The organism is Tunturiibacter empetritectus (genome assembly GCF_014201375.1).
Taxonomy (GTDB): Bacteria; Acidobacteriota; Terriglobia; order Terriglobales; family Acidobacteriaceae; genus Edaphobacter; species Edaphobacter lichenicola_D.
This window is the reverse complement of sequence record NZ_JACHDZ010000004.1, coordinates 569,810-596,741: the sequence shown is the minus strand read 5'-3', so window position 1 is coordinate 596,741 and position 26,932 is coordinate 569,810. Positions and strand designations below refer to the sequence as shown.

Below are 26,932 nucleotides of genomic sequence, written 5' to 3'. Positions count from 1 at the left end.
AAATGATTTTTTACATCTGGAAGCCGGTGGTCGTACTGAGCCGCCGTCCGCTCGATTTCTCATCGGTCAAGGACAGAGTGGTCGAGCAGATGTCCGGCGAACCCTCCGAAATCGTAACCCGACTCAAAGCTCACGGCCACAAAACATGCTTATATAGACGGCGGCATCACCATTCAGCGATTCCTGGCGGCCGGCCTGATCGACCGACTGATGATCACACGTGCCAGTACTGATCGGAGCGGGCATCCCGTTGTTCGGCCGGTGCCGCGCGACATCAGTCTTCGCCACGTTGATATTTTACCCATGAAGGGTAGAAGCCAAACGAGGGTCCAAGAGCAGCGTTTTTCCATGTAATCAGCGGCGCGTAGAGTGCGGTCTGTGCCAACTAGTTTCAATAAGTTGCGCTACGTTGAGATCTTGACACGGTAGAGGTCAGCGGTTCGAATCCGCTCGTGCCTACCAAATTCTCAATCAGTACATTCTTTTTTGTGAAAACGGGCACAAACCCATCTTCAGTGCATGCTGCTCACGATGCCACCGCCTTGATGCACATGCTTCCAAACAGAACATCCCCGACCTTACTCTTGTAAACGGATAGGGTTAGCGTCGTTTAGCGCCAATGAATTTCTATGTAACCCCGAACTTCGCACCGAAACGCAAAACTCGACTTCTGGTTGCTATTTGTTGGCAGGTGACCTCGTCAGAGACTTGTTGTCTTTGTCGGAAGCGCTGGACATCACAGTAATGAGCGCGTCGTGGGCGGTTCTGTTCAGGTTACGAGCTTTGTCAAATTCGTTCTTCGCTTCACTGGCCTCCCCCATCGAGCGGTACAGCCGCCCCAGACGCATGTGGACATTCGCATCATCCGGCTTCAGTTCAGCAGCCGCTTTGAACTCTCGCAGCGCCTCCTCTTTGTGGTCGGCCTCGGCGTAGACAATGCCCAGATCGAGGTGCCCCATAGAAGTTGCAGGGTCGATCTTCACCACCTTTTCCAGCAAGGCGCGGGCATCTTCATTCCGGTTCAATTGAATATCTGCATCGGCCAGATAGACCATAGCCTGGGAGTAATCCGGCGTATTCTCGAGCTCGGCCTGAAACTCCTGGGAAGCCTCCTGGTATTGCCTTTGCGTCCACAACAGGTAGCCCAGTCCGAAGTGCGCATTAGGCTCCTTCGGATTGGCCTGAACTGCGGCGCGAAACTCCCGCGTCGCGCCGATCGTATCTTTCATTTCGTCTAGCGCTTCACCAACCAGCATATCGGCCTCGGCGGACTCGGCATTCTGTGCAACCATCCGGTGGTAGGCATCCAGAACGCACTGATACTGCTTCGACAACAGGCAGCTATGCGCTAACGTCAAAAGCAGCGAAAGATTTTGCCCGTCACGGTCCGCAGCCTGCTTCAGATACGGAACTGCAGCCTGGTATTCGCCCAGGCCGTAGTGCGACATTCCGACCAGCACAGTCAGGCGCTGCCTCTCAGGGGAAGACGGCGACTGTGACCTGAGCAGTGGAGTGAAGGTTTGAATCGCCTGTTTGTACTGGCCGTCCTTGAAGAGTGCCAGGCCCAGGTTCAAACGCAGGCCACGCATCGCGGGCTTCAACGCCATAGCCTTACGATAAAAGACAATCGCCTGCGGGTAGTGGCCCCGGCGGGCTTCAAGAAGGCCCAACTGGGCAAAAGGCTCAGCATTCGTTGGATGGGCCTTCGATAAGGCAATCAGGGTCGCTTCGGACTCAGTCGCGCTCTGTTGTTGATTGCCTGGAAGCGCCGCCTGTGCCGGATCGCCCTGTGGCTGTACCAAGGGCCCCCAGGTGACCATCCCCAGTGCCAGCCAGATAGCTAACCTGTAACTCAATAGATCTCTCCTCCTACATCCGCTCCGATTTTCTCTCGCTGAAGCGGGACATGCAACGGCATCGTTCAGTGGACTGACTTCCTCAATCTTCCAGCCGCTGGGGTAAATCGATAACTAGGGAACGAGAGATCAGGTCGTGCTCTTCAAACACATCTCTATTGAGTCCTGGTTGCCTGTACCAGCATCTCCACTCCTGGGACGATCATATTCAACAGGACGGCCTCTGGTTTCTCAAACTCCTTAAGTTCGGACAGTTGCTTCTTCTGCGTTTCGGCGTTTACCGGCGTGCTGTTTTGTAACGAATCGAGGGCGAGTAGACCGATCGTGGCTGCCTGGGAGAGATTGCGGGACAGCGGTATTAACTCGGCGGTCAATGAGGATTTCACCAACGAGGACTGGAGAGTTGCATCGTTGTCTCGCCACAACACCAGCCATTGACGCGCCTCCTGCCAATCTCCCGAGAGGGCTTTTCCTGTTGCGATTCGCGCGGCAACCTCATTGAACTCCCGTGCCTTGTCGCTTTCGGGAGGAACCGCATCGACAAGTCGATTCAGAGGCGAGAAGACATCATAAGACTTCAACCCCTCTCGAGCGTAATCCCTGGGTGGCTGAACCACGCTCGCCAGTACCTGCAGAGCCGCTGAATCGGAATAGCCACTCAGACGCCTTAACATCTGTTCGCTGACGCTTAGGTATGGCAGACCGTAATACGCGAGCTTTTGTGAAAGAACGTCGAGACGTTGGTACATGGAGTTGACATCTTTTACGCTCTGAGCCGACCAAAGCCGCTCCGCGATGGCGGCAGTCCGCGGCCAGATTCGGCTGTTTACAATCTCGGGTGTGGCATACTCCGTCCACATGGTAGCTTCACCACCGAGGACGTTGGCTGTCTGTGCTGCGGATAGCGCGACCGTGCCGTTCACCAGAGGATCCACTGCATAATGATCGGCTGCTGATTGGTTCAGGTCAATGTAGTAGCCTGCTGACAAAATCCCGCGATAACCCCGCCGTGCAGCCTCTGCCAGCGAATCCTGGCCACGCCATGACTGGATAACGACATCGTGGGGCGTATCTGGCTGTAACACTTCGTCCCAACCCACTGTAATCTTGTGGCGCTTGGTGACGAGCTTCTGCACCCTGCCGGTGAAGTAAGCCTGCAAGGCAGCGTCATCCTGGATATGGTGCGCTTGCATGAACTGTTTGATGCGTGGGTTAGCGTCCCACTCCTTACCGTTGCACTCATCCCCGCCGATGTGGAAGTAGGCATCTGGAAAAAGCGCAGTCATCTCCCCGAGGAACTGGTCGAGAAACTGATAGGTGCTCTCACGGGTAGGGTCCATTGCCGGATCAAAAACTCCCCAGTGGCGTTCAATTTGGTACGGTCCGTTACCACTCGCCAGATCGGGATACCCGACAAACCACGATGTTGCGTGACCCGGCATGTCAAACTCCGGGACGACGCGAATGCCGCGGTCGCGAGCATACTCGAGAATGCCGCGAACCTGATCCTGTGTGTAATACAGAGCGTCTGAGCCTTTTTCCTGTAGCAACGGAAAAGTCTTGCTCTCAATCCGAAAGCCCTGATCTTCAGAGAGATGCCAGTGAAAGACATTCATCTTCACCGCCTCCATGCCATCGAGATTCTGTCGAATCACATCGAGCGGCATAAAGTGCCGGCCTGAATCGATCATCAGTCCGCGCCAGGGAAAGCGTGGCCGATCATCGATCGTTATTGCTTCTACTGCAAATCCTTCAGGAGTGCTGTGGACAAGTTGAAGAAAAGTCTGCAGACCATGCAGCACGCCGAGAGGATTGGGCGCAGTGAGGAGTGCCCCTGATGCCGTAATCTCCAAATGGTAAGACTCATCTTCACCAAGCTGCTGCACTGCTGCGCTCGGCCCGGCAATTTTGATGACTAATTGCTCTCTCTTGACAGGCGAGGCGGGTACTTCGGGAATCCCGATTTCACGATATAGAGTGTCAAAGAAACGTATCCGCGCGCGTTCCAGGCGCGGCTCAGTATGGCCCTCGAAAACGACCGCCAACCCATGATCGACTAACAGACTGCCCTGCCCTTGTACTGCAGTCGCAGGAAGAGGGATGACAGGAAGCGGGGTTTGCGCCCGCACGGACGAGCTGCAGAGAGGCAGCATGAAGCATAGCCCAAGAATTGCGCACCATGTACGCATCACACTAACCATAAACATGCCACCCTCTTCCTTGTTGAACCGCCTCGAGGCTAATTTGCAAAAGGGAAAACGTAACGAATCAGGTTGCTTTTGTAAGATCCTCAGTTTGCCGCTTGCGATATATTCCTTATGCAAAATATCCTTCTTCGTAGACTCTCTCGCCTATGTGGATGGTTGCCGCCGGAATACGAATCAGCGCGCGATATCGGTCGCCGCGATATCTTGAGACTGTCACTTCGATCGGCGTCTGCTCTGCTGTGATTGTGTTTCTCGAGATAGACAACACGCTCGTTTTCGCAGGAATGTCCAATAGTTCAGACTCTTCCCGTGTTGCCGGCAGAACTTCGATTGCTTCAGCCGCCCAGGCCACACGAACACCAAATTGTTCACGCAGTGTATGGTAAAGCGACTGCTCAGCGAAGTTAGTCTGTTCGATACCCGGAAATTGCGCGAGCGAGACGAAGGTTTTCTCGACCGCCATGGGAATTCCATCGGCTAGACGAAGACGGTGAAGTATCATTACGGGTGCTCCGATTGGAACTTCCAGGTTCTCGGCCAATTCGTTATTGGCATCGACGACTCTCTGCTCCAACACACGCGAGGATGGCACCATGCCGCGCTGCATAGTCTCCTCCGTGAAGCCTCGTAACTGCGACTGTTGTTCTTCAATCTTGGACTTAGTGACAAAGGTGCCGCGCCCCCTTTGGCTAAACGCATAGCCGCTAGCCTTCAGTCCTTGCAAAGCCTGCCGCGCCGTCACCCGACTTACTTGATAGTCGCGCGCAAGCTCCCCTTCAGAAGACAGAAGATCTCCCTTCCGTAGTTCTCCTGAATGAATCTTCTCAATCAGTGCGCGCTGAATCTGGTAGTACAGGGGAACAAATCCGTTCTTGTCGAGCGACCGCACCGCTGAGGCTGTTTGAGAAGGAGTTGTAGTCATACGCTCACAGTGTCTGCTCGCAAAGGTGGACCAGACGCAAGCATCGCGCTGGTCCACCTTCGCAACCATGTGTTCTTGTTAGAAGTAAATTTTTCCGCTGAACTGCATGGTGCGCGGTATACGAGTGCTGGTGGCCTGTCCAAATTGGCTGTCTCCAATAGCAACATCTATGCCATTGAGTGTCGAACCCACACCTCCGCCGCTATTGCCGAAATTGGTGTGATTGAAGAGGTTGAAGGCCTCAGCGCGCAGCTGAAGATTGATAGTTTCAGTGAACCTGAAGTTCTTCAACAGACCCAAATCAATCCTTTCTGTACCTGGACTCAGGAAACTTCCAGGCGCAGCACTGCCAAAGTGGCCTTGGGCTGTGGCGAAGGAACTGGTCGTGAACCATTGTTTCTGAGTCTTGGGCAGGTGAACTGGAGCCACCTGATCGGCACGAGCCACAATGTCAACGTTCGGACTATTGATGCCGAAGCCTCCAGGATAGGTGCCCGGTGCGCTGTCTGCGGTACATAGGGGGTTGGTAGGGCTTGCAGGGTCGGTATTGCTCGGAGTGGTGCAGGCGAATGGATCAGGTACCTGAGTGACGGTTGTAGATACTCCGGAGTTGAAAGAGGTAATACCCGAGAGCTCCCAGCCGCCAAGCACATGCCCAGTGAGTCCATGCTGCTCGCGGAAGAACGGCGCCTTGTAAACGAAGTTGGCGATGAAGATCTGCGGTTCGTTCAGCCCAGAGGGTCCGTAGTCCAGCTTCGGATCATAGGTATAGGTGTTTGCAGTGCCGCGGTCGTTGGTCTGGGATGACAGGTTCTTCGACCAGGTATAGGCGACGCCCAGTGTCAAATCGCGCGTCGTCCGAAGATTCAGCGATACCTGTAGTGAGTTGTAGTTTGAGGTGAAGATGGGCAACCTGGTATGGAAGTCCGAATAACCCAAATAGGGGCGTATGTTGTTGAGAGGTGAGAGGGGATTGTCCACGCGGGTGGAGAGCGTCGGCTGATTCAGATCCAGTTCGCCGAGCAGGTGCCTGGACTGCGAGCCAACATACGCGATCTCCAGGGTGGCTGTCGGGGCCAGTTGCTGTTGCACCGACAGGTTGTAATCCGAATACGAGGGAACCTTGAAGGCGGGGCTTCCTGTTGTTGTCAGCGCGTTCGGTCCTAGCGCCGGGGGCGCAGCAGAACCAACTCCCGTCGGGTTGTCAAACGACGCGTTAACCACTGTAGTCGTCTGCACCAACGGCGGGTCTCCGAATGCATTCTGCTCCCAGATGCCGTTGAGCGTGCGATCGAAGAACAGACCGAATCCGCCGCGCAGAACGGTCTTGCCATCTCCAAAAGGACTGTAGGCAAAGCCCACACGTGGTCCAAAGTTCCAGTTGTAGTTGGGGTTCACGTTACTTCCATAAGGAGAGCAGGTGACCTGCGCCGAAATGGCCTTGGCAGCTGTGCAGGCAGCGCCTTTGGGGAAGATCAACCCATTGGTATAAGTCGCCGGCGTGAAGGCCTGCCCAGGGACAAAGTTTCCGGTGTTGTCGAGGGCCGGGGCCAGAGTCGACTGGTACACCAACGGATCGAAGTTGGTCAGAGTATTCTTCGCGTCGGAAGGCGAAGGGAACCGTGTCCAGCGCAGGCCCAGATTCAGCGTCAGCCTGTGGCTCACCTTCCAATCGTCCTGAACATAGGCTTCCGTATTCCAGAAGCGCAGATCCGGCACGATGTCCCGGTTGGCCTGCGTGTATTGATTCACGTTACCTAGCAGGAAATCTCCCCAGCTATTGAAGGTGAAGTTTGGATTACCCTCAGAGGCGTCCTCCGTCTTCAACAACTGCTGAGCCGTTACGCCTGCGCGTATGGTGTGATTTCCCAGAGTCACCGAGAAGTTGTCAAAGATATTGCGATCCAGGTTTCTTTCGAAATATGGGGCGCTGCCCTGCGAAACGCCAGTGACTGATCCGTCCAATATATTCACGGTCGGAATGCGTCCGTACGGGTCTGGGTTGGCCAGGTTGTTGGTCAGCGACGAGAGGATGGACGGTGAGTTTGCTGGGCCTGAGAGCGCCCCCCTGATTGTTCCCTGCGAGTAGGCAAACTCTACCTCATTCACCATCTTCGGAGAGATCGTCCAAGTAAGATTGGCCACGACATTCTTACCGGGAGCATTGATGCCCACATTCACCACCCCCGGGTAGTTGTTACCACCCCAAAGCCCCAGAGGCTGATTGCTGGGAGCGTCATCCTGCATGCCGCGAGCGAAGAAATGCAGCTTGTCGTTGAAGTAGTGGTCCACGCGAACCAGGTCTTGGCGGAAGTTGTTCAAAGTAGAGAAAGACGAGATCTGGCTGCCACCGATAAAGCCGGTGTTTGTGTTGACGGCCATGGCGTTGGCCTGGTTCTTACTGAAGATTTGCGAAAGGTATACCTTGCTGTTTGCGCTGAAGCAGCTGGGATTGATGGTGCCTGTGCCACCCCCTACTACCGTATTCGGATTAGGTGTCCATCCAGTTATGCAACCGGCGGGTGCGCTCGGCTCATTGAGTGCGTAAAACGAGCCGGCCAGCTGTGCCGCGGTAGGCGCCGCTACATTTTGCCCATTGGGACTCGTGATCTTGCGCCATTCCTCCGACCAGAAGAAGAAGGTCTTAGTTTTGCCTGTGTTGTAGACGTGGGGAATAAAGATTGGTCCGCCCAGAGTAAAGCCGTAGTTGTTGTAGTGATCTGGGGCACGTGGAAGACCTTGCTGATTGTTGAAGTAGGTGTTTGCGTCTGTGTTTGCCGTGCGCACAAACTCATAGGCTGAGCCGTGGAACGAGCTGGTACCGGACCGAGTGGCTACCAGGACCTGGCCACCGCCGCTGCGCCCAAAGCTGGCATCGTAGGAGCTCCTCTCCAGCGTAAACTCCTGGATGGCATCGACGCTGGGAATATTAAGCAGCGTGGCATTCGAGCCGCTGTCGTTGACATCGGCGCCGTCCACCGACCAGTTGTTGGCTGTAGAGCGTGCGCCGTTGATCGAAACAGCAGAGGTACTGTTGATCCCGCCAAAGCCGGGCTGATCGCCGAGCAGGTTCACAACTCCCGGCTGCAGTGTAACCAACTGTTGAAAGTTGCGATTGACCAGCTCTAGCTCGCGCAACTGCGTTCCGGAGATGGTCCCGGCCTGGGAACTGCTCTCTGTTTCGACAGTCACAGGGTTATCCTCAACCGTCACGGTCTGGCTCTGGGATCCGGCCTTCAGTTGTACATTCACGGTTCGTTTCTGCGCCACATTCAGGATGACGTTACGATCCGAGAATTTCTCGAAGCTCGCAACCGAGACGCTGATCGTATAGGTTCCGGCAGGAAGGTTGGTGGCGGTATAGTTGCCGGAGTCATTCGATTGCACCACGCGAGAGTTGCCGTCCACTCCATTGAGTGTGATGGTCACGATGGCATGCGGAATCACAGCTCCGGTGGTGTCCGTGACCGTACCGGTGAAGGTTCCTGCCAGTTCCTGTCCGCGCGTCGGTAGAGCGAACACAAGCAGAATCATCATCAGCAGACAGGAGTACCGTTTGATGAAACTCGTCCTCTTTGCAGAGGAATCAACGAACGCAACATCTTCACACAACCTTGAAGTGTTGAGTTGTATTCGGCAACGAGCGGAACGTGACTTTATCATGAGCCTCTCCATAAGTGGTGCGGGTTTCTGGTGTAAGAATCTAAATTTTCTGTATCGCAGCCACAACTAAAATCATTCTTCACAGTAGGTTTAGGTTGGAGTCAGATCGCGGCTCGCCGCGATCTGACTGGTGAACTTATAAGGCGCCCTGTCCCAGAGACCGGTAAGGACGCCTTTGATCGCATGGCTATAGATCACGGATTGAGACCTGCAGCCAGGGCTTTCACGATAGTTCCATTGGCATCGTCGTCTTTCACCGCCCACACGTAGCCGCCACCAAGACCATGCGCCTTGATATAGGTTGCCTTCGCAGCTATCGAGGTGGCATCGTCGTAGCTGAAAACGGTCTGTGTGGTTGGGTTGAACGCCGAAGTGGCGATTCTTGTGGAGTCGTAGCAAGCGGTATACCCGTTGCTCAATAGGTTCTTGATCGTCCCATAGGTTGCTAGCCCGTTCGTAAGCAACGTGTCACATCCTGCCGCCGGCGAACTTTGGTTATTACCCGTTGAACAAACCCCAGCCCCATTGGCGTTAGGAACTGGAGAAACCGCAGTCGCGTTTTGATACTCGCCACAATTTGTACTATTCAATCCCCCGGTCCACCCCGCACCATACGCCGGGAAGCCCATGGTGTATTTGTAGGCCGGTACACCTTTCGCGAGGTAGTAGTTTACCGTCGCATCGATCGTATTGCCGGTTCCATTCAAGGGATCGGCAGCATCGTCATAGATAGGAGAGGCGTCGTTGGTCGCCAACTCCCAATCTCCGGCGTAGTTGTAGCCATCGATGGTGACGTAATCAGACTGAGCGAACGTACCTGGAATATCGATCGTATCGAAGCCGCCCGGGTTGTTGGCGTCTGACGGCCCGGCAGGCGCGTCAAAGCTCAATTGATACGTCTTCCCGGTAGTTGTCGATAGAGCGGTCAGTTGCCTGCGGAACTCTGTCAATAATGCAGTGAAGTTCGTCGTGTCCGTCGGTGTCGGGAACTCCCAATCGATATTGATGCCATCGAACAGACCCGGAGCGGTGATCCCTGAGGCGATATTGCCCTGAATGAAGATGTTGATGCAGGAGCTGGCTAGTGCTGTGCGTCCGGCTGCAGTGCTTGCGGCAGAGGTGAAGGCGGACACGGCGGCAGCGTTTGCACCGCCTATCGAGATGATCGCCTTAAGGTTGGGATGAGCGGCCTTGAGCTGTTGGATTGCGCCAAAGTTTCCATAGACCCCCCCGGCCCCGCTGTACGGTCCAGTGACCTGAGGCATACCCAACTTCTGATAGTCGGCATAGGAGTCAGCGATGACGCATGCCGCGGTCGCAGACGTTGGCGCTGTCAAACCGCTGAAAGCGTAAAAGAGATGCGTCAGTTTGTCAGCGACACCATTGGTCTGCATGTTCGCAATGTTGTAGCCGGCATAATAGATGCTCCACTCTTCAAACCACCCGCCAACCATCAAGGTGCTTGGTGCTGTCGTTGTAACGTTTACCGAAGTTCCGGGCGACGTACCGGCATAGTCAGTAGCAACCACGGTGAAGGTATAAGTGGTGGATGGAGCCAGCCCGCTCTCAATATCAGATGCAGTCGTTGAAGTTAGAGTGGACGGTCCTCCCGATATCGAGTAGCTGATCGTGCAGCCAGATGGAGCAGACACTGCCGTCCAGCTAAGGTTTGCCGTTGAGGAGGTCGCACCCGAGGCTGTTAGTCCTGTGGGGGCGCTGGGTTTAGTCGTGCAGGAGCTCGCTGAGGTCTTAACGTTTAGAGCGGAACTCGCTGCTGAGGTGCCAGCAGAGTCGGTCGCCTCCACGGTGAAGCTATAGGTCGTCGAAGGAGAAAGGCCGGTCACAACATCGGATGGCGCGGTCGGGGTTGCGATCGAGCTCCCACCCTGCAATACCTTATAGCTGACAGTGCAGCCTGTAGGAGTAGTGTCCGCCGTCCAAGTCAGGTTCGTGCCGGAGCTGGTTGTACCTGAAGCCACCAATCCAGTTGGGACAATGGGCACAGTTGTGCAGCTCGAACAGGCTCCTGTCGCAGTCCAGGGCAGCCCACTGCCGGCGCCACCGCTGTTGGTTGCCGGACTCTGGTTCTGCGTCCAGTAGTTGGCGACGTAATTTTGCCCTCCCAGGCTCGCTGTCATTCCCGCAGTGTAGACAGCAGTAGCACTCCACGCTGTACCGCACGTGCCTCCGCCACCGCCGGACCCTGCCAGAGTCGTTACATTCACTGCAGGGCTGGCTGCCGATGTGCCGGCGGCGTCAGTCGCTTCGACGGTGAAGCTGTAGGCCGTCGAAGGAGAGAGGCCAGTTACGGCATCGGATGTTGTCGTCGGCGCTGCAATTGAGGTTGCCCCCTGCAAAACTTTGTAACTAACGCTGCAGCCTGTGGGGGAGGTGACTGCTGACCAACTAAGGTTTGTGCCAGAGCTGGTGGTCCCAGAAGCCGCCAGACCGGTAGGAGTGCTCGGTATCGTGGTACAGGAGCTACCGCTGCCGACCTGTTGCCAGAGGGCTGGTGCGTCGATGGGATCCCAACCGACTTCGGATACGTTAGCTTGGAGCGCTTTGTATTCGACACCTTGATACATCACCAGCGAACCAACAGAGTAGGACACGCCAACTGCCCAATTGGGAATACTCTGGGCTGACGCCGCCCCAGGCAGCATCAAAGCGATGAGGCTGCAGAGCAGAAATGCAGAGAGGATAATACGCTTCATCAGATCTCCTTGAATCCGGGGGGCATAGTCCCCGCCCACCCGCGGTTGGAAGTTTGGGAACTCGGGCGGAGTCGCATCAGATTACTCTCGGGAACAACCTGTGAGCGGCCCCATGATAAAGCCTGGAGCAAACAGGATAGGAGAGAGGATCCAGACCGCGACCCAAGTGCCCATGAAACAACCAACCAATGATTGCGGGTAGTAAGCGCTTCGACGTTCGTTGACATTCGAAACCTCCATCGATGCGTCGACAGAACAGAACGAAATGCGCCAGAAAACGAGTTAGCCGCAAAAAAGCTCTGCTTACAACGACATCAACCCGAAATGTAGACATTAAATCTTAGGCTCGAAAAGATACTTACGAACCTATCATTACAATGTTGGTCGGTCAACAAGATTTCAACCCTAAACCACCATTTCTTCTTCTCTACGGAGAGGTCCGCCGGCAGATCAGCTTATTACCCAAGGCGATGCAAAGTGCTGTCGATCTTTCGATCACGTCTTTGTGGACCGTGGATTGCCCGGCAGGATGGAACAAGCAGAAGAGGAGATCCAGCAATCTAACCTACTGTTCAGTTTTGTTGCATTTCATCAGTCTTCGATTTAGTAGCGATATAGATTCTGTTCCGCATCTTTCATTGCGACGGCGATGGCACCCCATACCACCGCCGAATTTCCAAGGCTGCTCGGGAGCACCCGGGCGACCGCGATTTCACTCTTGCGGAGCATCTCCACCGTCGGCTCAAATAGCGCCGGATGGGCGCCAAGATCGCCTCCGAATACAAACAGACTGGGATTCAGAGTCAAAGAGAGATTCAGAACCACGTCCTTAAGAAGGCGGGCGCGTTGATAAACAATCTTCTGTGCAACTGAGTTCCCTTCTAACGCAAGGTCAAGCACGCTACTTGCCTTGCGTACCTTTGCCGATGCTCCAGCCTTATGACTAACTGCGTTCCAACTCCTTAAAATGCCTGGGGCGCCCAGTACCTGCTCTAGACGGCCGAATTCGTACAACGCAGGCTGCATGCTGGAGATATTGGGAATACGAAGATAACCGATCTCTCCAGCCGACCAATTTGATCCGTGCACGATCCGGCCATTGATAAATATTCCCGCACCTACTCCCGCACCCACAGCCACGAAGATAAAGCTCTCCTCGGCTTGGGCAATCCCGCAAAAGTGTTCGCCAATCGCAGCAAGGTTGGTATCATTCTCAACAAACAAAGCGCAAGAAAACTGCTTTCTTAGCATCTCCAGAAGAGGAACGTCTCTCCAGGTGTCTGAACTACTGACAGAGATGACAATTCCATCTCTGGTATTGGTGATTCCGGCCACACCGACTGTCATCCCTAGTAACTTTTTCCATGGCAGACCACGTCTCTGCATTAGTTCCCTCAGAGAGACACGCAACACCTCAATAACGGCGCTCGGGCTCCGGGCTTCCTTCGCAAAAGGTTCATATTGCTCCTCGAGAAGAGTTCCGTTAAGGTCGGTCAGCAGTACTCGAAACGAATCGACCGTGACATCCACGCCTGCAAGATACCCATAGTCAGCTTTGAAACGAAGATTGTCAGGTCGTCGCCCTCCACTCGAGGCACCTTCCCCAATCCACTCAATAAGCCCCATATCGTTGAGGTCAGAGATGACGTTCGCAACCGTTGGTGCGCTCATGCCGGTTTCACGTGCGATATCTGCACGCGAAGAGTGACCCAGTTTCTTCAACAGCATCAAAATTATGCGCGCATTGGTCTGACGCATTAACGCTGGATTACCAATCAACAACCGGTTCTTACTCATTACGCCGCCTTAAATAACGATTGGAATTGCACCATTCAGGCTTATCTACCACAACCCCTCCGGTGATACTTGATGCTGACGGCAGATTCCAGTTCAAAATCATATTCTCACTAGGTCCACGATCAAGAAACTAGCCGAGATCTTCAAATCAAATCGCTTTGGCGTTTACTAATTCGCAGAAAAATGCATGCGACGTCAGAATCCTTCTTTGGACCATTATGGATTGAGATTAGGCGATCAGCCACCGCCCGTGTCGGTGCGCATGCTGAAGGGGCCATGGGCTCACAACTGCTCCGATTTGCGCGAAAATGCGCCACGCAACACCTCGACCTGCTCTTTCAACAACCGCTTTGAGATCGCCGCGGATGGAATACTAGCGAAGCCATGAGGAATCGATGGCACCAGATGGAGTTCAACGGCTACTCCGGCTTCTGTCAGACGACGTGCATAGTCAAGACCTTCATCACGCAACGGATCAAGGCCGGCGCAGAGTACATAGGAAGCGGGCAGATCAGATAAATCCGTAGCTCTTGCTGGCGCTGCATATGGCGAAATATCATGTGCCTGTTCACCCAGGTACCAGCGCCACATAACCTCTGCCTCAGATCTTCCAAAGTCCGGAACGTCCGTAAATTGACGTGCTGACAGTGTCTCAAGACGGTCATCCACGGCCGGAATCAATAGCATCTGAAAGCAGATCTTCGGTCCCATACGATCGCGAGCAAGAAGAGCGACCGCGGCAGCAAGATTCGCTCCCGCACTCGAGCCTCCTACAGCAATAAAGTCTCGATCGAGATTCAAATCGCGGCTTTCTCTCCAAAGAAACTCAAGAGTCCGATAACAGTCGTTAAGAGCAGCAGGAAATGGTTCTTCAGGTGCAAGTCTGTATGCAACACATACGACAGCGCACTGGGCGTTCAGAGCGTAATGGATACATTGTGGCTCTTCAGAAAAAAGGTCGCCGCAAAAAAATCCGCCACCGTGAAAGTAAAGCAGGACAGGCAGCGAACCCACCGCATTTCTTCTGCGGTAGATCCGCACGGGTATCTGCACCCCCTCCTCATCAGTGGAGCGAACATCGTAGTCTTTAATCTCAATGTCAGAATCTGGTAGTGGCCGCGCTCCCAGCCGTGCTGCAGAGAGCGCTTCACGCACGACGTTTGGATCACGAAGGGCTACTCTCGGTTGCTTAGCTAGTGGAGCGAATGCAGGATCCATTGACAGGTTCGACATTCGTTCTCCACGATTCAGAAGATAGATTTTTCCAGTACATCATCCTGAATCTCTTCGCGGAAAGGCAACGCGGTAAGTGCGCCGCGAGCACGGGTAGAGAGGGAGCCGCAAATACACGCCCTCCGTAGTTGCTCTTCGAGATCGGCCCCCGATAACCAGGCATCGATGAAGCCCGCATCGAAAGCATCGCCTGCTCCGGTAGTATCTACAACTTGAACATTAGGGGGCTCCATCGTATACAGACGATCATGTTGAAGAGCAGCTGCTCCCCGGGATCCCAGTTTGACAACCGTGTGCTCCAACCCCAACTCTGCAAATGCACGTAACATCCGCTCCGGTGCCTTGTGCCCTGTCAGCAACTGCGCTTCACTTTCGTTTGGTAAGAACAGATCTACCATGCGCAATACATCGAGATTGTCGGTGTTTAGGAACCAATCCTTACGCCATCCCGGATCAATAGAAAGAGTGCAACCGGCGCTTCGCAGAGAAGGCAGCAATACTCTTGCGAGTCCCACTTCGAGCGGCATTGCAAAGTGAATATGCTGAGCCATGGAAAGGGCAGCAATTGTCTCAGGCAAAACTACGAACTCTTCCAGAATTCTATTTGCTCCCGCATAGCTTAAAAAGCTGCGATCCGCCGTTGTCGACATACTTATAGTAAGCGCATTGGGTAACTCGGAGGAGCAGGAATGCTCGACATGTACTCCAAACGAATTGAGCCTCGATCGAAGCCACGCCTCTTCATCGTTACCGAACACGCCAAAGATGGACGAGTGATGTCCAAGACGAGCCAGAGCACATGCTGTGTTGACAGTCCCTCCTCCAGCCTCACGGTGATACTGCTCCGCGAAGACCTCTTCTCCCGGCAATGGGACGTGATCGAAATCAGTAAAAATATGGTCTACAAACACTTCACCTGCAACGGCAATATTCCAGCTCTTAGTCATATGAGTTCAAAAGGCCATCTTTGTTCATGGTGTGATTTATAGAGAAAAGCCGCTACGCCTATCAGCGTTATCGCAAAAGCGATGAGTATATCTCTCGTACCGGTGGAGACAAGAATAAGAAGCCATCCAATAAAAGCGATCACTACCGGCAAGGGATAGAGCGGCATACGAAACGTCGCGTTGTTTTCTTCAGTATGGCGACGGCGCAATAAAACTACGGCGACACACTGAGCAAGAAACTGGATCATCGCCTGAATGACAATTACAAGACTGATGAGAGTACTAAGACTGAGCATGCAAGCACAAGCGGAGAGAATGCCCAGGATAACCAGCGAGATATGTGGAAAGTCTTCCGTCGGATGTAGCTTCGCAAAGATACTGAAAAACTCCCCTTGTTTTGCGGCAGCAAATGGAATGCGCGAGTAGCCAAGCAGAATCGCAAACACTGAAGCGAATGACGCAACCAGAATGAGCACATCGGCCACTCTTGCAGAGTTGACACTGTAAACCGTCTGCATGAAGTCCGCTACGATCGCGCTTGAATGCATGCTCTGCTGAACCGGTAATACACCTAGAATGGCAAGGTTCATGGCAATGTAAAGAATAGCCACCATGAGGATGGAGACGATAATCGAGTATGGGATCGTGCGTTCGGGACGCTTCAGTTCGCCGCCGATCAGGCAGACGTTATAGTAACCGGCATAGTCGTAGACAGCTATCAGAGTCGCTGCACCCACACCCTTCCAAAACGTGCCATCTAGAACTGGATACCCACCGCTGATCTGTGCTCTGAGAGCAGACGGAATGTGCTCCGCTCCACCAATGATGATCCAGACGATCGTTCCGACGACTAGTATCCAGAGACCAATCGAGATCGCGCTGATGGTAGTGATCCTGCGATAGAGCAATATTACGTTGATAAGACAGACGGCCATCGCCAACGCGCAAAGACCCGCATCGTTAACGGACGGCCTGAGGTAATGAAAATACTGCGAGAAACCTACTGCGCCCGAAGCGATAAGAAGCGGCGCAGTAAGTACAGAGGACCAAAGAACAAGAAAGCTTGCTGCCCTGCCATATGTCTGGGCTCCAAATGCATGTCGCAAATAAAAGTAAGGTCCGCCGGAATATGGCATGGCAGATCCTAACTCTGCCCATACAAGACCATCGCACAATGAAATTGCCGCGCCTAGAATCCAGGCCAGCAAAACCTTTGAACCATGCACTGCAACCAGGATAAGAGGAATACTCAGAAAGGGGCCTACCCCTATCATGTTCAGCATGTTGGAGGTGCAGGCTCCGAAGATCCCCATCCGCCGATCTAAATCCTCCCCCTCTACAACTGCTAGATCGACCTGCATCAGAGGCTCCGGGTCACCATGGATTTAAACAAGTATCGGGCAGCAAAGATTCTTTGTCAATAGTCGTTAATAAGTTTCAAAGTCATTGCAGGGATAAGCAATTACGACAAAGAGCGAACATAAATAGCCTACGACACTATTCACACAGCCTTTAGGAATCGAAGTTATTCTCGTGCAGCCCGGCGTCTCGAAAGGCTACTCCGGCACACTTAGCAGTTATGGAGAAACCCCGCCTAACACAGGCTTTTCCAAACCGCGAACAAAATCTCCCATCTTCCCCTGCAGGTCAAACACTACAATCTCATTCCGCCCCTTCCTCAGCCAGGGGCTGGGAGCATACAACGTCTTCTGCGGTCCGATATTCCATATCCTTCCAAGCGCCTGCCCATTCAGCCATAACTCACCTTTCGTAAACTCGCTGGTGTCCAAAAATGTGTCTGCCACCCCAGCCAGCTCGAAGAACCCACGATAGAAGCACGCGCCCTCACAGGGCTTCGTGGAATAGTGAAGCGTATCTACCGCCGTCATCGGAAGCGAGAATATCTCCCACCCCAAAAGCGGTGTTCCAGCCAACGTCACCTGCTTCGTAATACCGGCTCGCTCTCCACCAATCTCGCGACCGAAGTTCACACGCCCTGTATTCTCCACCAGAATATCGAGCCGAGCGTTTTTCTTCGTAGCTGGAAGAGAGAGCCGGTCCTGCTTCAGCCTGCGGTCAAGCGTACCCACCAGCTTTTCATTTAGATAAACCTGCGCGTAGCTATGCAGTTGATCGAGCACCAAATCGGCCCCGGCAGCCGCCTTCAAATGGGTGCGATAAAGAATGTACCCAAACGCTTGGTCCACGTCCTCCATGCTCAACACCTCTTCCGAACGAATCGATGCCGGCAGGTTCTTCCACAACGAAGCCGATTGCGCCAACGTCACCGAAGGAACGCCGATCGGCGCAACTACCTCGGGCACGGGAGGCGGAGTAACGCCGGTGGCTCCCGCAATTACATCGCGAAACGCAAAGTACTTCGCAGTGGGCCGCCCACTCTCATCCAGAGCTGAGTCGTAGTCATAGGTCGTCACATCCGGCTCATAGACTCCCCCCTCGATATTCGCTCCATTCATCCAGCCAAAGCTAGTCCCACCGTGAAACATGTAGATGCTCACCGAATACCCCTGCCGCAGCATCCAGTCCAGGTTCGTCGCTTGATCCTTGGTACTGGTGTCCGCGTGCTTGCCGCCCCAGTGATCGAACCACCCTGCCCAATACTCGCTATTGAAGAGCACCCCATCTAGCCGAAATTTCTTCAGGGTCGCAAAAGCATCCTGCGCCGAGCCCACACCATCGCCGCCAAAGTTAATTCCAACCGGAAGCTCCGGCAGCGACCCATCCGTCACCTCTTCCGGCCCATCCGCCGTATAAAGCTGTGACTTCGTAAATCCGGCGTCCACCAGTGCTTTACGCATCTGCTCCATGTACGCGTGGTCCTTGCCGTAGGAGCCATACTCATTCTCAACTTGCGTCAAGATGATCGGACCGCCATTACCAATCTGCAGCGGGGCCAGCTCCTGTCCCAGCCTCGTAATCCATTGCGTCGCCGGTCTTATGAACTTCGGATCGCTGCTTCGCACCACGATGCTGTGATCCTTCAACAGCCAGGACGGATAACCACCCCACTCCCACTCCGCGCAGACATAAGGTCCAGGCCGCAGGATCACGTACAATCCCTCCTGCTGCGCCTCTCTCACAAACTCGGCAACGTCGTTGTTCCCTGAAAAATCGTAGACCCCGGGCTTCGGCTCATGCTCGTTCCAGAAGACATAGGTCGTAATTGTGTTCAGCCCCATCGCCTTTGCCATTCTCAGGCGAGCTCGCCAGTAGGCTTGCGGAATCCGAGGATAGTGCATCTCGCCCGAGATGACACGAAACGGCTTTCCGTCCAAAACAAAGTGGTCGCCCTGCACCTCAAACGTATGTCCCTGCTCATGGGAGATGGCCGGTACCTGTGCTCCAGCATAGAAGGCTGTGATCAACCAACAGCCGACGAATAAGGAAAATACTTTGCGATACGCGAACATTCAATCTCCTTAAATCCTCTTTGTTAGGGCTGTTCAGCCTCATCACGGTAGCAGACCGTGACGAGGCTGAGAAGGCTACTTCGGCTGGAGATCGAGTGTCAGCACTTCAAAGGGCCCGAGGTCAAACTGGTGCGGAGTGCGAGCGCTCAAACTGAGTGCAGCCTTCCCCTCGTCAGACTTCCACGGACTCTTGGCTAAGTAAGCTTCAGCCTCACCTGCCGGCAATTCCAGCGCCCTGCGAAGATCGATCGTGATGCTCTGCGGTTTATCGGATGGATTCCGCAGAACCAGAATGCTCTTCTTCGGCGACCACGAAGCCCAGCCATAAACATTCAGCCAGTTTGGATCGCCGCCAACCCAGTGCGTATCTTCCAACACCTCCGCGTTCTGGCGCGACCACTTTGCTGCCTCCGCCAGTACGTCCCAATTACTCGCGGTCAACAGGGACGGTGTAATGTAAAGCTCCTGCAGTTGAGTTCCCGTTCCAAAGTAGTCATGCACGTCGTTGGTAAAGTCGTTGCCCGGATCTGTGTTCAGCAATCTCTCTAGCTTCGCGTAGACAATCCCATGCAGCATGAGCGAATTCAATGGATAGAGCGGCCCCCGCGAGACAATATGGGCGTAGGTGTCCGCATCGCGATAGGTAATCCAGCGCTCGCGATTGGTTCCAACACCGGCATAGTCAGTATCTTCACCGCCGCGCCAGATGGAGTCCGCATACAACAGCCAGAAGGGCGAGGCGTCGGTTCCCGTCGTGAGATTGATGTAGATATCGGGCTTCTCCTGACGCAGCTCGCCGATCAGATGAATCATCGCGTCAAAGTCGCTGTCGAACCGGCTACCCGGGAAGACGGTATTGGCATTGCCAGTTCCATCGAACTTGAACTGATTGACACCGTACTTGCGGATCATCTCAAGACAGGCATCGCGGAAGGCGTCGTAGTACTTTGGCCCGGAGAGAGCATACCCGCCTGAAACGATCTCATAGCCAGCCGCTTTGCCAAACTGAATGCGCTCCTGCTTTGGCTTGTCATATCCTCCCCAGGGTGAAAGCCACACGCCGGGAGCAGCCCCTAACTTTGCCGCCGCTTCGGTCACCGGGGTAAAGCCATCAGGAAATCCCCTGTTGAACTTCCACAAGGAGGCATGATCATCCCAGCCATCATCGAACAAGAAGGAATCAAGCTTCGCGCCGCGTTTCTCCTGCAACTCACGGCCAAAGGTATTCACGCGATCCACCGCCTGCGTCTGATCGTACGGATTGAAGTACCCAAGGTCGTACCAGGTGTTGTAGTGGAGAAAGGTGCGATAGGGATGGGCACGCTCGCGTTCGAGATACGCAAGAAACGCTCTCCTCATCTGGCCTGGAGGAGCTACGCCGATCACGGATGAGTACCGGATCGACTGGCCTTTCGGCAGAGGCAGCGTGCGCTCCAGATCGGCGAGCGCATGGCCTCTCACCTTTTGAACCAGCGCGAGCGGGTGCTCAAAGCCGAAGTAAAAATTGCCATCAATGATGGGGCTGCCAGCCACGGTTCCAGCGACCTGCGCCTCCGGAAGGTCTATGTCGATCATACGAACATCACGAATCGCAAGATTGTTCTGCGGCGCCGAAACCACAATGATCTGGCGAAAGTAGTTCGACCCGTCGCGAAGCACAAACGAAACATCGACGCGCAGATCGCCCGTTTCATTCTCAAGCAAACCCTCAAACACCTTCCCGTCAATCTCGTCCGAGTAACGAGAGACGTTCGGCTGTCCCTTCAGATCGTGAACCGTTGGCGGAGCCGCGAAGTGAAGGTCTTGCGAACGCACAATCGAACCATCGGCGAAGCGAAGACTAAAGGACGAAGGCACCGAAACCGTGCGCTTATCCCGCAGATCCGTCACGGAGAGATCACTCAGGCGATTGTTCGCAACAGCCCATCTGGCTTCGACGGCGTTGTCTTTGAGGAAGTACTTGCCTCTATCGTTATGAGACGTTACCGCGCCCGCATCGAACAAATCTTGCGCAGACCCCGACACCGCACTACCAACACACAACAAAGTGACACTGGAGATCCAACTTAGAAGCATACGTACTTGCCTGGATCGCATAGAGATTATCTTGCCGCCTTTTCAAGTAGATTCTTGCCCCAGAACACGTCTAGGGGCTCCATTTACGTCGAGAAAAGGAGTATAACGAAATAAAAGATAATCTGTCCCGTTTCGACCCAATTATCTACGAAATCTTAAGAAGCAGAGATTCAAAGCGGGTCTGTTTTGAGCGAGTGCAATGAAGAGCCTGCGAGCACCGGAAGAAATCCGCCTCTCACGGGCGCAACCTTACGCTCCGCTCAGCAACAATCCGCTGACAAGATCAGTGTGCGACGTTCGGCTTGAATCCCGCCCATTGCCAGAGAGCGTGATCCTAGACCAAGGTCAGCTTCAGACCCAGATCCCGTATTCCTTCCGCCACTGCCTTCGGAAGATCGGTATCTGTAATGACATGATCGATCGCAGTGACCTCAACGATCTTAGACAGGCTCCGTCTATTAAATTTGGTCGAGTCGCAGACGGCTACAGTCGTTGTAGCAGCTTTTACCATTGCTCGATTGACCCGTGACTCCATGACATTCGGCGTTGTCAGCCCAATCTCCAGATCGAACCCATCAACCCCCAAAAAGAGAATGTCGGCGTGCATCTCGGCCAACACCTCTTCGGCAAGCGGGCCCACCAGCGAGAACGAATTCCTGCGCAGCGAGCCTCCAGTCAGAATGACTTCAAAATCTGTCCCGCTGAGCTCAGCGGCAATATTGACCGCATTCGTAATAATGGTTAGATAGGAAAACTTCTTTAGCCCTTTGGCAATCGCAGTGGTTGTTGTGCCCGAGTCGAGCAGAACACATTGTCCCTCCTTAACGAGCGCCACCGCAGCATCCGCGATGCGCTGTTTTTCCTGTGAGTGCTGTGTTTCCTTCTCTTTCAAAGAGGGATCAAACAAAGCTCCCGATTGGGGAAGAAGAGCACCCCCATGGGTTCTTTGCAGAACACCTTTTGCCTGCAGGTAGTCGAGATCCTTGCGGATGGTAATGCGTGAAATCCCAAGATCCTTCGAAAGATCCTCAACGATGACGCGCCCGTTCTGACGAGCCAGCGCGAGGATATATTGTCGACGTTCTTCAATGAGCATCTGCGAACCGGGCTCAACCTCTGGCGGCGCGGCCTTGATGGGAACCTTTGGAGCATTCCTGTGCTTCATATGATTTCGAATCCTGCCTCTATGGTGAGCTTTGACATTACCATGCACTAATATAGCGCGCAATTCGCAGCCAGATATGCATCAGCCGATCACCCTTGCGCGGGCTGGTGACAAAACGTGGCTACTGTCGTCCGCACGCCGCCCCATAGACTCGGAGCACATCGCGAACGCGATCAACAATCAGAGACACAGCATCGCCAGCGATCTCGCCCCGACGAAGGCGTTCATATTGCGCCGGCAGATAGCGGCTGCACATACTCTCCGGAATCGAGACAGAGGACAGGTTAGAGATCAGCAGATTGACCGCGGCAGTAATCTCCGGACGATGCCAGTAGTACCGGATCCGGTCGCTATAGCTGTAAATCCGCAGAAGCCGCTGCTGCTCCAAGGTCCCCTGGTAATAGACCTGCCAATCTGCAGGTTCTCGCAGCATCGTCTCCTCTACTATCCGTGCAAGGTCCGAGCACTGCGCTGCAGGCAACAGCTGCGATTCAATATCTTCGAGCGCATAGAGAGCTTCACGCATGGCAAAGGTCAGCGCGGGGCCTACCTTCAAAATGGCAAAGCCATCTTCTACCAGCTCAACATAGCTGCCGGAGAGTTGATAGTCGGTGGAATGTGCCTCGAAGACGATGTTCTCGGGTTGGGCGCGAAGCCAGTCGACCAACGGCTTCGCCTTCTTCCGATCGTAGGAGATCACTGAATCATGACCAAACTCCACTCCGGGCTGCACGACCAGAGCGATCACGCGACGCCACGTATCCGACAAACCCTGCTCTTCGAAGACGCGCTTGTGCACAGCCAGGGTATGGGTTGCGGCGCCAGTTGAGGTCACCTGTAGCTCGTCAAGAGCGTGCGTAGCGCCGCCGGGTGTGGGCACCTCCGTGCCAATCACATAGACCGGCGCAGGACCTGTGCCGCGCGCTCCCTCTGCCGCCTGGCAAAGCTGCGCTGTCCGCTGCGCCACCACCTCATCCGGCAGCACCGCCGGGTCATCGCCACAAGCCATGCTGGCATCAAGGTGAATCTTGGTAAAACCAGCCTGAACATATTCCGCAACCATTGCCTCGGCATACTCCATTGCCTTCGCTGCCGGTTGAGTTCGCCATGGGTTCGGTCCGAGATGGTCTCCCCCCAGGATCAGAGACCCCCGCGAAAAGCCCGCATCGGCAACGTGCCTCAGAACAAACTCGCAAAAGGCCGCTGGCCGCATTCCTGTGTATCCGCCAAACTGATTCACCTGGTTGCTCGTGGCTTCAATCAGCAGAAGTGAACGTCCATGTGCTGCCTGCTCTGCCGCCGCGCGAATCACCCAGGGATGTGCGGAGCAGACCGAGTACACAGCAGAGGCAATCCCCGCCTTGCGTTTCGCGAGATGATCCTGAAGAAGAGATGACATCGTTTAATAAATCCCAAACTCCTGTACGACCCGATTGATGACGCCATCCGGACTGGGAGCGTCCGGCTTCAATTGGTGAAAGACGGAGCAGTAAAGTCCAAGCAACTGTCCGAAGATAACGTCGAGCGCGGGCCTGTAGGCATCAGGAATCTCATCATGGATGGAGAGGTACGACTCGCAGCAGGATTTGATCTCCGCCTCTTCCGATGCTGGACCAACCGCGATACGCTCCGCGGTAATTCCCTTCTCCCCTACCTCACGGAGAAGATCTCGCGCATACAGCGCCCTGCGATGGTCCTGAGAGACGAAGCACACGAAGATCGTCTGATCATCGAGAGCGGCCATCGGCCCATGACGAAGACCAAGCACTGTCTCTGACATCGTCTTTACCTGGCCCGCCGTCATCTCAAGCACCTTCAGCGCCGACTCCTTCGCAACGCTAAACAACGAGCCACTGCCCACCAGGCAGATACGCGAGAAGCCTCGCGACGCAAGACGTTCCGCTTCCTCCGCGCCGCTTAGCAACAACTGCCGTCCTGCACGAACCAACCGATGCAGGATGGGACGATATTCCTCGATCGACCAGGCATGCGCGAGGCATTGCCCCATGACAACCATATTCGTAAACGAGCTGGTCATCGCCAGGCTGCGATCGTTCACTGCAGCATCCAGCACGACGACGCAGGAGTGTGTGGCATGCTTGCAGACCGTGATCATTCGCGCATCCGCATTGCAGGTAATAATGAGGTGAGCAATCTCCGGATAAAACTGGATTGCCCGTTCCAGCACAGCCACGCCTTCAGGGGAGTCACCCGACCTTGAAAACGAGATCCAGAGATAGTTTCGGCCTGGGACAATGTAATCTTCGAGGTTAGGCAGCAGATCAGTACTGGGACAGGCCAGCACTTCGCACCCCCAACTCTGCCGCAACAGAAGAGCGAGAGCCTGCCCAATATAGTCGGAGGTTCCTGCGCCAACCAGAATGACGACCGGCCTCTTCTCTACTGGGCCACGCAGGCCGATCTGGTCAAGAAAGCTGCAGATCTGTTCTTGATTCTCTTGAAAGATACCTAGCGTCCTCTCCCAGGTATCTGGTTGCTGAGCGATCTCTCGTGGCGTAAATACCAGACCCAGTGCCTGTTGCTTCTCTGCCGGCATTTCGACGAAACTGAATAAGGTGGCCATTGGTTTCCTTTACAAGCTATAATCTACACCGGTTTCCCTTAAATGGAAATAAAAAGATGGTAATCATAATAAGCCACATTCTTAATGCCATAAGAAACCAGGAAAGAGGCTCCGTTGGCAAATATCTCTTCAGGGGAAGCAAAAAAGCGCTTTGACATCACAATTGCGGGTGAGACGAATCTCGACCTCATCCTCTACGGCCTGCCTGAAGTAATGCCCACGGAGCGTGAGCTGCTCGCATCCGACTTCAAAATCACCTTGGGCGGCTCCTCCTCCATCCTGGCGCACAATTTAGCCATGCTGGGTAGTCCTGTCGGCTTTATCACCCAGGTCGGCACCGACGAGCTTGGACAAATCGCACTCGCACGCCTTGTAGAAAGCGGCGCGGACCTCATGCTTGTGCCTTCACGAGAAAATACAACTACTGGAGTAACGATTCTGTTGCCACACGGTACGCATCGTCATATCTTGACCAATCCCGGTGTTATGGCTGAGATGAAAGTTGCCGATCTCGATATGGCTTACCTCACATCGGCTCGCCACTTTCACCTCTCCTCTCTCTTTCTGCAGGCTGGGCTCCAACCCGATCTGCCGCAACTATTTGCCGATTTGAAAAGGGCAGGCCTGACACTCTCGCTCGACACCAACGACGACCCCAGCGACCAATGGTCCGGTGTTCTGGATCAGCTCCTGGACAGCATCGACCTGCTCCTGCCTAACGAGGATGAGATCAAGCGCATCACGCGCACCGTCACTCTCGAACAGGCTCTCGATGCTCTATCGGAACGCGTGCCGTTAATCGTCGTAAAGTGCGGCTCTCGTGGCGCTGTCGTGCAGCAGGGTAGAAGCCGGGAGCGGGTTCCGTCGCTCCGGGTACAGCCTGTAGATACTATCGGCGCAGGCGACAGCTTCAATGCAGGCTTCCTGAGCTCTTATCTCTCTGGCAAAGATCCGCTCCGCGCTGCAGTAATGGGAAACGTTGCAGGCGCCCTCTCAACGTTGAAAACTGGAGGTACCGAAGCGTACAGGGACGTTACGCTCCGCGAGAGATTTTTAGCAGAGCACCCGATCGTTTAGAAGACGAAATCTCGCAAAAAGAGAACTGTAAAAAAATGAGACAGGCATTCTGATCAAAAAGACGCGAAACAAGTAGAAGCTATTTGGTGTTTCGATTTATATTCTTTATGTTGCTCCAAGGCGCAGTGGGCGAGGAGAAAGCATGTCGCAACAGGAAAACGAAGACAAGTTTATAGCGATGGTTACGGCAAAGGCAGATGTCACACTTCCGCTCAGCGGCTTCCATCCCAAATCAATGCTCACCACACCCATCCACGAGATCACGCATCCCCGTTATCCAGTAATCGACTACCACAACCATCTGGACGCACAAGACCCGGAGCACGTACTGCGGATCATGGACGCCTGTGGCATCGAGCACATCGTCAACATCACGATGAAGGTTGGTGACGAAGCTCTGAGAGTGATCGATCGCTACCATCAGGCTGACCCTGCACGCTTCTCGACGATTGGCTGGATGGATTGGACCGGTGTAGAGCGTGACGATTTCATCGCCCTAAGCCTGGAGCGGCTGGAGCGGCTCGTGGAGCGCGGAGCCATTGGCTTCAAGTTCTGGAAGGACCTGGGACTTACCATCCGTGACGCATCGGGCAAGCTCCTGCAGGTCGACGACGAACGCCTTGCCCCGATCTTCGAAAGATGCGGCGAGCTGGGCATTCCGGTCATGGTTCACATCGGCGATCCCGAGGCTTTCTTCCTGCCTATCGATGCGAACAACGAACGCTTTGAGGAGCTCTCAGCCCATCCCGATTGGAGCTTTTACGGAGCAACCTTCAGCAAGCATCAGTTACTGGAGCAGCGCGATCGCGTCTTCAAGAGGCACCCAAAAACCACCTTCGTAGCCGCGCACGTGGCCGAAAACGGAGAAGATCTGCAACGCGTAACCGCCATGCTCGACGCCAATCCAAATGTTCTGGTCGATATCAGTGCACGCGCGTCGGAGCTGGGGCGTCAGCCCTTCTCGGCACGCAGGTTCTTCCTGCGCTTTGCGGACCGCATCCTCTTCGGCGCCGACCTCGTGCCGGATGTCGAGATGTACCGCCTCTACTATCGATTCCTCGAAACAGAAGATGAGTATTTTGAGTACCCAACCCACGCTTCCCGTCAGGGTCGTTGGAATATCTGCGGCATGAATCTCCCCGACGACGTCCTGCGCAAAGTCTATCGGGAAAATGCGCTGCGCCTGCTCCCATCCCACTGTGGGCGGATCTGATCTCACGCCCAAAATATATTGGAATAGCTATGATGTCCCAGTAGAAC

Annotated in this window: 16 protein-coding genes and 1 tRNA gene; 3 read left to right on the top strand and 14 right to left on the bottom strand. The window is 54.4% G+C overall.

The window, feature by feature from the left end; genetic code table 11:
* The first annotated feature begins 358 nt into the window (after nucleotides 1–358).
* Nucleotides 359–462, top strand: a tRNA-OTHER gene (locus HDF10_RS14580).
* Between the two features lie 215 nt (nucleotides 463–677).
* Here the strand turns inward: HDF10_RS14580 and HDF10_RS14575 are convergent.
* The 14 genes from HDF10_RS14575 to HDF10_RS14510 all read right to left on the bottom strand — a co-directional run bounded on the left by HDF10_RS14575 (nucleotide 678) and on the right by HDF10_RS14510 (nucleotide 24,595).
* A complete protein-coding gene (locus HDF10_RS14575) occupies nucleotides 678–1,856 on the bottom strand; it encodes a tetratricopeptide repeat protein (RefSeq protein ID WP_183814577.1) in 1,179 nt (392 codons plus the stop codon).
* Nucleotides 1,857–2,011: 155 nt separating this feature from the next.
* A complete protein-coding gene (locus tag HDF10_RS14570; protein WP_260177892.1) occupies nucleotides 2,012–4,180 on the bottom strand; it encodes a beta-N-acetylhexosaminidase in 2,169 nt (722 codons plus the stop codon).
* Entirely contained in the window at nucleotides 4,173–5,054 is an 882-nt protein-coding gene (locus HDF10_RS14565) for a GntR family transcriptional regulator (RefSeq protein WP_260177891.1), read from the bottom strand. Before HDF10_RS14565 ends, HDF10_RS14570 begins: the two co-directional genes overlap by 8 nt.
* Nucleotides 5,055–5,063: 9 nt before the next feature.
* Complete coding sequence (locus HDF10_RS14560; RefSeq protein ID WP_260177890.1) at nucleotides 5,064–8,522, bottom strand: TonB-dependent receptor; 3,459 nt, start codon at nucleotides 8,520–8,522, stop codon at nucleotides 5,064–5,066.
* 320 nt (nucleotides 8,523–8,842) lie between these two features.
* Nucleotides 8,843–11,362, bottom strand: coding sequence for a glycosyl hydrolase family 18 protein (locus HDF10_RS14555; RefSeq protein ID WP_183814574.1), 2,520 nt, complete (start codon nucleotides 11,360–11,362; stop codon nucleotides 8,843–8,845).
* Between the two features lie 603 nt (nucleotides 11,363–11,965).
* The gene (locus HDF10_RS14550) at nucleotides 11,966–13,159 is read right to left on the bottom strand and encodes an ROK family transcriptional regulator (protein ID WP_183814573.1); all 1,194 of its coding nucleotides are present in this window, start codon (nucleotides 13,157–13,159) and stop codon (nucleotides 11,966–11,968) included.
* A gap of 282 nt (nucleotides 13,160–13,441) precedes the next feature.
* Nucleotides 13,442–14,392, bottom strand: a complete 951-nt coding sequence (locus HDF10_RS14545; protein ID WP_183814572.1) for an alpha/beta hydrolase — start codon at nucleotides 14,390–14,392, stop codon at nucleotides 13,442–13,444.
* Nucleotides 14,393–14,406: 14 nt separating this feature from the next.
* Nucleotides 14,407–15,339: a carbohydrate kinase family protein gene (locus tag HDF10_RS14540; RefSeq protein ID WP_183814571.1), complete on the bottom strand. Its 933-nt coding sequence runs from the start codon at nucleotides 15,337–15,339 to the stop codon at nucleotides 14,407–14,409.
* Nucleotides 15,336–16,700 carry an APC family permease gene (locus HDF10_RS14535; RefSeq protein ID WP_183814570.1) on the bottom strand — a complete coding sequence of 455 codons (1,365 nt, stop codon included), beginning with the start codon at nucleotides 16,698–16,700 and terminating at the stop codon, nucleotides 15,336–15,338. Before HDF10_RS14535 ends, HDF10_RS14540 begins: the two co-directional genes overlap by 4 nt.
* Nucleotides 16,701–16,916: 216 nt before the next feature.
* The gene (locus HDF10_RS14530) at nucleotides 16,917–18,770 is read right to left on the bottom strand and encodes a glycoside hydrolase family 35 protein (RefSeq protein WP_183814569.1); all 1,854 of its coding nucleotides are present in this window, start codon (nucleotides 18,768–18,770) and stop codon (nucleotides 16,917–16,919) included.
* 75 nt (nucleotides 18,771–18,845) lie between these two features.
* Nucleotides 18,846–20,846 (bottom strand): alpha-galactosidase, encoded by a 2,001-nt coding sequence (locus tag HDF10_RS14525; protein WP_183814568.1) that lies wholly within the window; start codon nucleotides 20,844–20,846, stop codon nucleotides 18,846–18,848.
* A 334-nt stretch (nucleotides 20,847–21,180) separates the two neighbouring features.
* Nucleotides 21,181–22,011, bottom strand: coding sequence for a transcriptional repressor AgaR (agaR, locus tag HDF10_RS14520; protein WP_311732761.1), 831 nt, complete (start codon nucleotides 22,009–22,011; stop codon nucleotides 21,181–21,183).
* Between the two features lie 121 nt (nucleotides 22,012–22,132).
* Nucleotides 22,133–23,410: a D-tagatose-bisphosphate aldolase, class II, non-catalytic subunit gene (locus tag HDF10_RS14515; protein ID WP_183814567.1), complete on the bottom strand. Its 1,278-nt coding sequence runs from the start codon at nucleotides 23,408–23,410 to the stop codon at nucleotides 22,133–22,135.
* Nucleotides 23,411–23,413: 3 nt separating this feature from the next.
* Complete coding sequence (locus HDF10_RS14510) at nucleotides 23,414–24,595, bottom strand: SIS domain-containing protein (protein ID WP_183814566.1); 1,182 nt, start codon at nucleotides 24,593–24,595, stop codon at nucleotides 23,414–23,416.
* Between the two features lie 114 nt (nucleotides 24,596–24,709).
* On the opposite strand from HDF10_RS14510, the gene HDF10_RS14505 reads away from it, so the two are divergent.
* Nucleotides 24,710–25,672, top strand: a complete 963-nt coding sequence (locus HDF10_RS14505) for a carbohydrate kinase family protein (protein ID WP_221271722.1) — start codon at nucleotides 24,710–24,712, stop codon at nucleotides 25,670–25,672.
* Between the two features lie 142 nt (nucleotides 25,673–25,814).
* The gene (locus HDF10_RS14500) at nucleotides 25,815–26,885 is read left to right on the top strand and encodes an amidohydrolase family protein (RefSeq protein WP_183814565.1); all 1,071 of its coding nucleotides are present in this window, start codon (nucleotides 25,815–25,817) and stop codon (nucleotides 26,883–26,885) included.
* The last annotated feature ends 47 nt before the right edge of the window (nucleotides 26,886–26,932 follow it).

Excerpts from the sequence above, each read along its gene's own strand:
- HDF10_RS14540 (WP_183814571.1), bottom strand. The coding sequence starts at position 15,339 with ATGACTAAGAGCTGGAATATTGCCGTTGCAGGTGAAGTGTTTGTAGAC.
- agaR (WP_311732761.1), bottom strand. The coding sequence starts at position 22,011 with ATGAAGCACAGGAATGCTCCAAAGGTTCCCATCAAGGCCGCGCCGCCA.
- HDF10_RS14565 (WP_260177891.1), bottom strand. The coding sequence starts at position 5,054 with ATGGTTGCGAAGGTGGACCAGCGCGATGCTTGCGTCTGGTCCACCTTT.
- HDF10_RS14525 (WP_183814568.1), bottom strand. The coding sequence starts at position 20,846 with ATGCTTCTAAGTTGGATCTCCAGTGTCACTTTGTTGTGTGTTGGTAGT.
- HDF10_RS14530 (WP_183814569.1), bottom strand. The coding sequence starts at position 18,770 with ATGTTCGCGTATCGCAAAGTATTTTCCTTATTCGTCGGCTGTTGGTTG.
- HDF10_RS14550 (WP_183814573.1), bottom strand. The coding sequence starts at position 13,159 with ATGAGTAAGAACCGGTTGTTGATTGGTAATCCAGCGTTAATGCGTCAG.
- HDF10_RS14555 (WP_183814574.1), bottom strand. The coding sequence starts at position 11,362 with ATGAAGCGTATTATCCTCTCTGCATTTCTGCTCTGCAGCCTCATCGCT.
- HDF10_RS14535 (WP_183814570.1), bottom strand. The coding sequence starts at position 16,700 with ATGCAGGTCGATCTAGCAGTTGTAGAGGGGGAGGATTTAGATCGGCGG.
- HDF10_RS14510 (WP_183814566.1), bottom strand. The coding sequence starts at position 24,595 with ATGGCCACCTTATTCAGTTTCGTCGAAATGCCGGCAGAGAAGCAACAG.
- HDF10_RS14560 (WP_260177890.1), bottom strand. The coding sequence starts at position 8,522 with ATGATGATTCTGCTTGTGTTCGCTCTACCGACGCGCGGACAGGAACTG.
- HDF10_RS14500 (WP_183814565.1), top strand. The coding sequence starts at position 25,815 with ATGTCGCAACAGGAAAACGAAGACAAGTTTATAGCGATGGTTACGGCA.
- HDF10_RS14515 (WP_183814567.1), bottom strand. The coding sequence starts at position 23,410 with ATGTCATCTCTTCTTCAGGATCATCTCGCGAAACGCAAGGCGGGGATT.
- HDF10_RS14545 (WP_183814572.1), bottom strand. The coding sequence starts at position 14,392 with ATGTCGAACCTGTCAATGGATCCTGCATTCGCTCCACTAGCTAAGCAA.